The sequence below is a fragment of the Streptomyces sp. A 4/2 genome, assembly GCF_940670765.1.
Taxonomy (GTDB): Bacteria; Actinomycetota; Actinomycetes; order Streptomycetales; family Streptomycetaceae; genus Streptomyces.
Genome location: NZ_CALNVW010000019.1, coordinates 460,630 through 469,488, shown reverse-complemented (window position 1 = coordinate 469,488; position 8,859 = coordinate 460,630). Strand labels below are relative to the sequence as shown.

Sequence of the window (8,859 nt, the reverse complement as noted above, 5' to 3'; positions counted from 1 at the left end):
TACTCCAGCCGGACTTCGGTGTATGTCCTGGTCAACGGCTTGAGCGTGGGGATTTAGCGGGGTGATACGCCGTCATGATCTTTCCGACGCCGAGTGGCAGCTGTTGAAACCTCTGCTGCCAAGGTCGGCAAAGGGTCGTCCGCGGCTGGACGACCGAACGGTGCTGAACGGGATCCTGTGGAAGTACCGGACCGGGGTGGCCTGGCGAGGCGTACCCCGCGGTACGGCTCCTGGGCCACCCTGCATACGCGCTTCCGGCGCTGGGCCGGGGACGGAACCTTCGACCGGATACTGCGGGCCGCGCAAGCCAAGGCGGACGCGGCTGGCGACATCGACTGGCTCGTGTCGGTCGACTCCACTATCGTGCGGGCACACCAGCACGCCGCCGGGGCGCGAAAAGGGGGCCTCAGAACCAGGCGCTCGGTCGCTCGCGGGGCGGCCTGACCAGCAAACCCCACCTGGCCGTCGACGGCCGGGGCCGACCGCTGGCCCTGGTCCTGACCGGTGGGAACACCAATGACTGCACACAGCTCACCACCGCGATGGACGCGATCCGAGTGCCCCGGATAGGACCGGGACGGCCCCGGATCCGTCCCGATCACGTCCTCGGGGACAAGAGGTACAGCTCGAAGGCGATCCGCGACTGGCTACGGCATCGCGGGATCGGACACACGATCCCGGAGCGGGCCGACCAGGTCGCCAACCGACTGCGACGGGGACGAATCGGCGGCCACCCCGCGGCCTTTGACCGTCAGCTCTACAAGACCGCAACGTCGTCGAACGGGCCTTCAATCGGCTAAAGCAGTGGCGCGGCATAGCAACCCGTTACGACAAGACGGCCGAGTCCTACCGGGCGGCCGTCACGCTGGCCGCGCTGCTCCTGTGGGCCTGACTCTCGATGGCGTCGCCGGTGGGGTCAGGCGGACGCGCGTTCACGTGTCCAAGGCGCTACGGACGAGGTGTTCCCAGCCGCTCGCCTGAATCTCGGCGAGTGTCGCCGGGCGCGTGAGCAGGCCGATCGTGAGGAAACCAGACTCTTGCTCTCCCTCGCCCGGAGGTGCCCACCGGCCGGCCATGCACTCCTCGCACTCCAACAACATGCGATCGCTCTCAGAAAACGACGAGTCCGTTCGAGCAGGTCCAGCACTCGACGCGGCTTGGTAGCGACTCGGCCATGATCTCCTTCTCCGGCTGTGAGCGCCTGATCGTAGCGATCCGCTGATCAGAACCTCGGGAGCGAGGCGTGAGGCGCCTCTGCTCGTGATGCCTTTGACGACACCGCCTAAGGCTTCACCGTGTGGTGCGCGGGGAGCCATGTCACTCCAGGCCGCCGGTCGCCTCCAAGTGCGCGGTGAACACCGAGATGAGCTCGTCCTGCATCGAGGCATCGGGAGCCAGTCGTCGAGCAGATCAGCGGGTGCCATGCCCCGATGTACCCGCGCCAGGGTCTGTGGCAAGGAGCCACAGCCAAGTGTCGGGCTCCGGAAGGCATCTTCTGACCCGCTGGCTGGCGGGCAACCGGCCCTGGAGATCGAGCCGATGCGTCGCGACGCACAAGCATGGCGTGTTATGGGTTCTGGTTGACTCCGTGGTGGAGGTACCAGTTGCTGTCGGCAAGGCCGTAACGCAGCGCTGTGTCCCAGGTGTTGAGTCCATGGGTGCTGGCGTGCTGCTCAGCGTCCTCTTGCAGGTGTGCAGTCAGGGCCGAGAGGCCGCTCTCGCGTCGGATTTTTTGGTGGAGCCACTGGTTGGCGGTCAGCACGGATATGCAGAACTCGGCATAGCGCTGTGCCAGGTTGAACGTGACGAAATGGTGCTCGACACGAGCACGCAGCTCAGCGTCCCATACAGGCAGGGCCTGAATGCGGAACTGCACGGGCCAGCTTGTGATGTCGGCGAAGAGGTAGCGTCCGGCCTGGCCGGGGCGGTCGTAGTAGGGATGGAGAGTGCGCTGGCTGGCTGTGGCGCCGATCCGGTCGCCTTTGGCCTGGTTGCACTTGCTGCATGCCGGCACCAGGTTGACCGGGCAAATCGTGAAGAGAGGCAGCGTGTCCTTGGGCAGGTGATGGTCGAGCGAGCCGATCTCACTGTTGCCGCACAGCAGGCAACGCCCGAACGGCGCGCGGGCCTTGAGCTCGTCGTACTTCTCTCTCCCGTGCTTGCGCCCGACCAGCCCCGCACTGTAGAGATTCCTGAGGTGCTCCCCGTCGCGGTCGGGTATCTGCTCCTCGGCATCCCGCGCAGTCACGGCTAGCGCGTAGAGGGCGTTGTGCTCGGCAGCGTCGGTATAGGTCTTCTCGGCAGCAGACAGGTCCTTCTCACGGGCCAGGAGCCGTAACCTCAAGACGGAGTTCTGCATCCGCCCGCAGGCAGCGGTCAGTGTGTCTTTGACCTTCATCGCGGGGGGATCGAGCGGAATCATGAGGCGTTCCCGTCCCGGCTGAGAGTGAGGACGCGCAGCAGGCCGCGGGCTTCGCTTCCCAGGGATTCGAAGTCCGCCAGGATCTCTTGATAGCTGCGCCCCTCGGCGACCTCCTTGGCCAGGGCCGCATAGAAGCCGGTGGCGGTGGACTCCAAGCCGAAAGCCTCGTGGGTGAGTGCGCTGACGTTCTCACCGTAGGTTTCCATCAGCGGCCGCTCGGCTGTCACGACGTCGCCATAGCGGCGCAACTTGTAGACGCACGTCTTCGGTACTTCCTGCAGGACCACCGGTGAGTGCGTGGCCACGACCGCCATCCCGTTGACGTCGGAAAGGAAGTCAGACAGCGCACGGATGAACGCTGACAACAGGGGTGGCTGCAGATGCGCTTCGGGCTCGTCCATGAAGACGACCGTGCGCTCGGTCACCTCCTGGACCAGTCGTGTCAAGGTCAGCAAGGCGATCTTGTGGCCAGAGCTCAGCGGTGCAAAGAGCCGCCCCGCAGCGGCCTTGAACCGGCGGTCAGAGCCCTCGGACAACAGATCTTCGAGATCGCCTGCGTAGTCATCCAAGAATCCGGACTCCGGATAACTGAGCGTGCTCAGAATCTGCTCCCACCGGCTACGCCGGGCACCGATTCGAGCCGTAGCAAGACTGTCGGCGAATTCCGTGGACAGGTCTTCGCTCGTCTTCAAACGCTGCGGCTCCTCACCGTCACGCAGCCCGATGTAGGCGAACCCCGCAGGAGCGTCCGGGTGATGAAGGAGTTCGTCAAAGGCACTGAAGGACACCAATACCACGTTCGGTGTGCTCCTGGCTGTGCGTTCAGCGAGCTGGGTGACCTCGATACTCCCCGACGCCACGCCGCTAGCCATGTCGCGCATCATGCTGGTCTTGCCCACTCCATTGCGGCCGATCAGAGCATGCACGTTGCTCGGCGGCAGCGAGGCAGGACTGGCACGGAAGCCCAGTATAGGTGGTTCATACGCTGAGCCATGAGACTTGGGAGGCACGTAGTCCCACTGGAAATCAACAACGCGATCGCGGCCGCGGGCAATGAGGTGGAGACGCTCCAGCTCCGCGCGCGGATGGCGGACATCGCGCATCAGAGATTTTTTGAAGACTCTCAGGCCCCAAACACGTTCCACAACATCCCTGCTGTAGTCGTAAGCCACATCCCGCAACGCAGCCAGAACGTCGACTCTGGCGCGAGCACCCAGCCCGCTTAGCGACTCGTAGTATGTGTCCTGGACTCCCAGGCTGAAGAAACCTTCAGCGAGAGTCTCGAAGCGGCGTGGTAGGCGTTGCTCTGTCCGAAAGAACTCATCATGGCGACTTGACCCCATCTCAAGATGCCCGATCCGAACGCCGCCAATGGACTTCGGTCGTCGCCCACGGCGCTTGATGCCCAGCTCGTACATCGTCACGTAGCCGTAGTCATTCCAGTTATCTGGAATGAGGTAAGCGCCCCTGTAGTCCTCAGGCAGATCCTGTGTCCCCTCCACCACGACGAACTGCATGATGTCACCTCACCCCTCCCCGGGAAGCCGGGGGCCATACCAACACGAGATCACACTGTAGTTCCAGTGCCGCGATCCGCGACGGGAACCATGGAACGTGAGAATCGCAGTTGTGCGCGGGCTAGCGCGACAGTGCCCCGTAAGATCCGGTCCCTCCGAAGCGCACTGCCAGGAGGGCCGTCCCGCTGACCGTCGTTAAGAACACCGTGGCCATCCGTGCAGGCCGAGGATGCGAAGGTCACCGGCACGACGCTGGCAGAGCGACTCGGCTGCTCCGTACGGTCCGGGCATCGGTACCTCGGCGGAGTCCAGGCTGCCTGACCCGCTGAATGCGCGAGCCCCGTCGCCGACAGACGGCAACGGGGCTCGCAGGATTGCGGCGGCGCACGTGTGGCTCGTGAGGGAATCGTCAGTGCCCCCTCTCTAGCATCCGAAGGATGCGTTCAGCGAGAAGGCGGGCATCGCGGCGTCGGGCGGGCCTCTTAGACCAGACGGCCGGCATGAAAATGCCGACGAACACAAGCAGAGGCATGCCGACTGCGGCGACGGCAATCCAAGGGCTGACTGCGACCGAGGCTGAGGTGGCGGCAAGCGCACTCAGGGCGATCGGCAGCCGGCGGCTCACGGGTCAAGGTTGCTGGCCATCGCAAAATCCTTCCGATTGGAACCGGGTTTGGCGGGAACCCCGGTTCGGGTGGGTAGTGCCTCGCTCCCGTTTGGCGCCGGGGGTGAGGGACAGGCCAGGGACCCATAGTCAGAGACAGCGCAGCGCCGAAGGTGGGGGACTGGCCTGTCCTCCGGGCCCGCAGCGATGCGTCCGACACTCGAATTGCGGCCGCTCTGCGTGGGGGTAGGGATGTTGGAGAACGCGCGCGGGCCTCTGCCGTTAGGTGTAAGCACTTCGCTGCACATTCTGGCACGTCCGGAAGGCCCACGGAGGGTGCAACCGCCCGCTGTGACAATGGTGTTGCTGACACGAGGTGCGCGCTGATCGACCTCGGAATCGTGGCAAAGTCCGAGCGGCTAACGTGGCGGTGTGGCTTCCGGTACGCCGGGGGCACCTCCCACGCCCCCTGTGTCCACCCGTGTCCGGTTTGCCTGCACGGAGGCCGGCCTCGATCGGTCTCCCCTGCGCAGCTGGCCACGGCGCACAGGAAGGGCGGGGTGGTAAGGACCAGGGCCGCGCGGCCCTCAGCGCAGTGCCTCTCGCCGCAATTGCCCCGGCCCGGCAGCACCGTTGCGCCGACCTCAGTCATCTCATCGTGCGTGGGCGACGCCCGGCAAGGGGCAAGGGCGGGCGCGGCTGGGTGCGTCCCGCACCACATCGGGCCCGCGTCCTGTGCAGAGCAAGCGAGCCCGGCATTGGCGCTCTCGTTGCCAAAAGAGGTCAGTGGACCTGTCCTCTGAGGGTTGCCATTGAAGCTGACGCTACGAGCCTCTTGGCGTCGGCACTCTTCGGAATTCGGGCCCCTATGAAAGCTGGCTCAGTTTCAGGCTGGGTACCACATCCCATTGCCTGCGGCCCGCATCTCCTCCAGCCACGTCTGTACAGCGTCTCTATTCACCTCAGTTACCTGATAGCTCCTGGTACGGACAACCTCCCGCGCCCCCGGCGACCAGCCTGCTGTCGCGACGAGCAAACCTTGCTGCGCACCTTCCCAAGCGACGTCTGCAGCCAGAGCCTTCACAACGACTTTGTCGATCTCACGCTTCACACGCTTGCACTGAATTAGGAGCGTGGGTGGCGATACATCAGCAGCTAGAGAATCATCCCAGACTCGAATGTCCACTCCATTATCATTCCTACCCGGCCCGATTTCCACCTGGAAACCTGCCCGATGAAAATACTCAGCAACGAGCCCTTCAAACTTTCTCCAGTGAACCGCCCCAATCACCTCATAATTGGCAGCTAGGTAGTTCACGAAACGCTGATCAAAGAACCTTCCGTATGAAGCCATCACTGACTCCGAAGAAAAAAGATCAGACAGCTCTAGAAGGTCGTTCCAATTCCTTTGCGAGCCCAGTACAACTGGACTTCGATCCGCACCAAACTGCATCTCATAGACCACGACAGCGACGACATCCGCCATTTTTTTACCGTGGAGCCGCAAGGATTCCTCTACACAATCACGCGCACCAGTATCGGATATCCCACACTCAAGCTGTGGAATGTGAACGCGAGGGAGATATCCAGTAGTGCAAACTTGATCTATGAGATCGGACCCTGCCCCCGGCGCCACGCATTCCTTGGAAACCACCCCCGGCCTCACAATGCGTTCCATCACGAAGGCGACTGCCCGGGCGACCAGCTCTGCATCTCCGACCCTTTCGTGTACGCGTACCATCACCCCCTTTCCAGCGGCGACGGCACCCCGCAATCCAAGGCGCTCAAGCGCGCTTCGGCCGAAAATATCGTTCACTTGCTTGTAGCTGCGGACCGGAAATTCCGTCATCGCCTCACGCACGATGCGACCCAGTTCAGCCTCCGTAACACTGAGCCCAATCCGGATTCCAACCAGTTCCGCAAGCCATTCGAGCAGCGAACGATCCAGAGACCAGTCGTATGAAGCGCACTCGGAACACATGGCCCGCCTCCTCCAGCATCACGTGACAGCGCCACAACATGCTATGGCCGCAGGGCGGTCCGTGAGTCTGTCCATGAGAAATTTGGCGGTGGCGCTACTGGTCGAGGGCGACGAGTGCCGCCGCCCTCGCAAGGCCCGGAGCCCGTACCGGTGCGGCAAGGCCCCCCACCCTGGAATGCCAGGCGCTGATCGCTTGAGCCGACGTCCAGCCCTGCGTCGGAGCGCAGAGTGGCGCCTCCGCAGGCCGACGAGGGTTGGCGCTACTTTGACGACACGACCTAGCAGAGGAAGGTGTCATCTCAGCAGCATTGACTGTGATGCAAGGGGAATGGTCCTTCGAAGCTGTTGGCTGATGCGGTGGATCGGCAAGGCTGGATGCGTGAGCGATGCGTGAGCGGACGGCAAAGCATGAGCCGTCACTCGCGGGATTGAGCACCGTGCCGCGTGGTGCTGATCAGGCAGAACAGCCCCACGCGGCACGAGCAAGAACCACCCATCAGGGATTCGATCCCACTCCTAAAGCGGGTGTCGCAGGTTCGAATCCTGCCGGGGGCACAAAGCATTACCGCTCTGACCTGGGGGTTTCTCTCCCAGGGAGGAGCTCTCGGCAGTCGTCTACGTCAGCAGGCCGACGAGCCGTTCGCGGACGTTGTCCTTGCCTGAGTCGGGGTCCGGCACCAATTTCTCCCGGTCGCCGGGGTCCCGGGCAAGGACGTGCAGCCGTCCGCCACTGCGGGCCAGCACCAGATCCCTGCTGCTGCCCGCGGTCTCGGCCGATCCCTGCGCCGTGTAGTCGGTGACGGTGATCAGCGCGGAGCGCTCCGCGGCAGCGAGCACGGCCTCGGTGTCCGCTGCCTCATCAGGGGCCGCCGACGAGCCTCGGGGCAGCCACTCGGTGAGCATGTTCAGGGCTTCGTCGAGCTTGTACAGCCCCATCTGGTGGACGCCGAGCGCATCGATGCGGACCATGAGACAGATCCGCTCGGGTTGGGGGAGCAACAGGATCCGCCACGGCTCACCCGGACCCGACCCGGTCGTGCGGGCGTCGAGCACCTTGCGGGCCCTTTGCTGGAACGCCACGGCGATGCCCAGGTCTCCCTGCACCTGAACCTGCTCGCCCGTGTCACCCGCCAGCAGCAGTTGTCGGGCCGCCAGCGAGCGGACGGCCTCGGCGATCACGTCGTCCGACGGCCTGGCCTCCAGGAAGTCCACGATCGCGTCCACAGCGGTGAGCTCCGCGATGGTGTACGCGCCGAGCAGCACCGGTCCTGTGTCGACCAGGTTCACCACGGCCGACACCAGCCCCGAAGGGGCGGACGCAGCACCCGCGTCCGACGGCGCCGCAGGTGGAACATCCCGCTGATCGTCGCCGCTCATGACGGTCCTCCCGGCTGCAACAGTTCTACCGCAGGCGGCACACGACTCTCACGGAGCACCGTGGCAGCGCTGCGTGAGAGGGTCTCGGTCACCGACACCTCGGAGTTGCCGAACAGACCACGGCCCGCCCTGCCGGACAGCGACTGTCCCAGCTCGCCGGCCAGGTCCTCCCGGTCCGGAGGCGGGAACCGAGCCGCCAGGTCCGCGGAAACGGCAGTGACGTCGTCGGCCTCCTCGATCCGGCGCAGTGCCTGGGTCAGCACCCGCGCGACCGGGGGCGTCAGGGACGTCGGCACGGTAAGGAGCGGCGCCAGGTACAGCGGGCGCCGTTCGGTCATCCGGGAGAGCCCCCAGGGCCCGACATTGCTGCGCGTGACCCGGTAGACCACGTAGTCCATGAGGTGGCGAAGGTCGCTCACCGTGGGCAGCTTCCGCCCGCCGAAAGCAGCCGGTGTCTTCTCCAACTGCACCCAGGTGCCCTGGGCGGTGCGCCCGTGCAGCTTCTCGCGCACCACGTCCCCGCTCATCCCGATGTCGGGATAGAGCGCCTTGTCGATGTCACGGTGATGACTGGACAGGCGCTTGTGACTCACCTTGGCGAACCGCCAGTCCTCGTACAGCTGCGGATCATCGACCAGCACATGGCCGCCGCACAGCACGTCGTGCAACTGGGGCACCTGTAGTCCGTGGCGCTCCAGATCCGAAAGGATCGCCGCTTCCTCCGGGCTGAGGCGAAGAGCGGCCGCGACCAGCCCTTTCCGGTACGCCCCTGCCTGCGCCGTGATCTCGATCATGAGCCGGACCCGGGTGCGCACCTGCTCGGCCCGCCGGTCACTCACACGGTCGGACGCCGCCCCGCCGTGTCGCCGCAGGTGGGTGACCGATGCCAGTGCGTGCTTTCGCTCCACCTCGCCAGTACAGCACGGCAGGTCCTTGCACGCACCAGCTCAGCACCGTG

General features: G+C 64.7%; 7 protein-coding genes and 1 pseudogene. 3 read left to right on the top strand and 5 right to left on the bottom strand.

The features are described from left to right. Positions 1-61: 61 nt before the first annotated feature. The 3 genes and pseudogenes from NBY69_RS37645 to NBY69_RS37635 form a co-directional block, all read left to right on the top strand. Positions 62-520 carry a transposase gene (locus tag NBY69_RS37645; protein ID WP_374211273.1) on the top strand — a complete coding sequence of 153 codons (459 nt, stop codon included), beginning with the start codon at positions 62-64 and terminating at the stop codon, positions 518-520. Beyond that, on the top strand, positions 441-800 hold the full coding sequence (locus NBY69_RS37640; protein ID WP_374211276.1) for a transposase: 360 nt from the start codon (positions 441-443) through the stop codon (positions 798-800). Before NBY69_RS37645 ends, NBY69_RS37640 begins: the two co-directional genes overlap by 80 nt. Beyond that, a pseudogene (locus tag NBY69_RS37635) lies at positions 767-892 on the top strand (transposase); the annotation flags it as partial. The gene NBY69_RS37640 and the pseudogene NBY69_RS37635, both read left to right, overlap by 34 nt. Positions 893-1,567: 675 nt before the next feature. Here the strand turns inward: NBY69_RS37635 and NBY69_RS14780 are convergent. The 5 genes from NBY69_RS14780 to NBY69_RS14760 form a co-directional block, all read right to left on the bottom strand. Further along, positions 1,568-2,422 carry an HNH endonuclease gene (locus NBY69_RS14780; RefSeq protein WP_250301337.1) on the bottom strand — a complete coding sequence of 285 codons (855 nt, stop codon included), beginning with the start codon at positions 2,420-2,422 and terminating at the stop codon, positions 1,568-1,570. Beyond that, positions 2,419-3,939 carry an AAA family ATPase gene (locus tag NBY69_RS14775; protein ID WP_250301336.1) on the bottom strand — a complete coding sequence of 507 codons (1,521 nt, stop codon included), beginning with the start codon at positions 3,937-3,939 and terminating at the stop codon, positions 2,419-2,421. The genes NBY69_RS14780 and NBY69_RS14775 overlap by 4 nt, the downstream gene beginning before the upstream one ends. Positions 3,940-5,429: 1,490 nt before the next feature. Then, positions 5,430-6,524: a restriction endonuclease gene (locus NBY69_RS14770; protein ID WP_250301335.1), complete on the bottom strand. Its 1,095-nt coding sequence runs from the start codon at positions 6,522-6,524 to the stop codon at positions 5,430-5,432. 615 nt (positions 6,525-7,139) lie between these two features. Then, the gene (locus tag NBY69_RS14765; RefSeq protein ID WP_250301334.1) at positions 7,140-7,901 is read right to left on the bottom strand and encodes a hypothetical protein; all 762 of its coding nucleotides are present in this window, start codon (positions 7,899-7,901) and stop codon (positions 7,140-7,142) included. Beyond that, complete coding sequence (locus NBY69_RS14760) at positions 7,898-8,809, bottom strand: hypothetical protein (RefSeq protein ID WP_250301333.1); 912 nt, start codon at positions 8,807-8,809, stop codon at positions 7,898-7,900. The genes NBY69_RS14765 and NBY69_RS14760 overlap by 4 nt, the downstream gene beginning before the upstream one ends. Positions 8,810-8,859 lie beyond the last annotated feature (50 nt).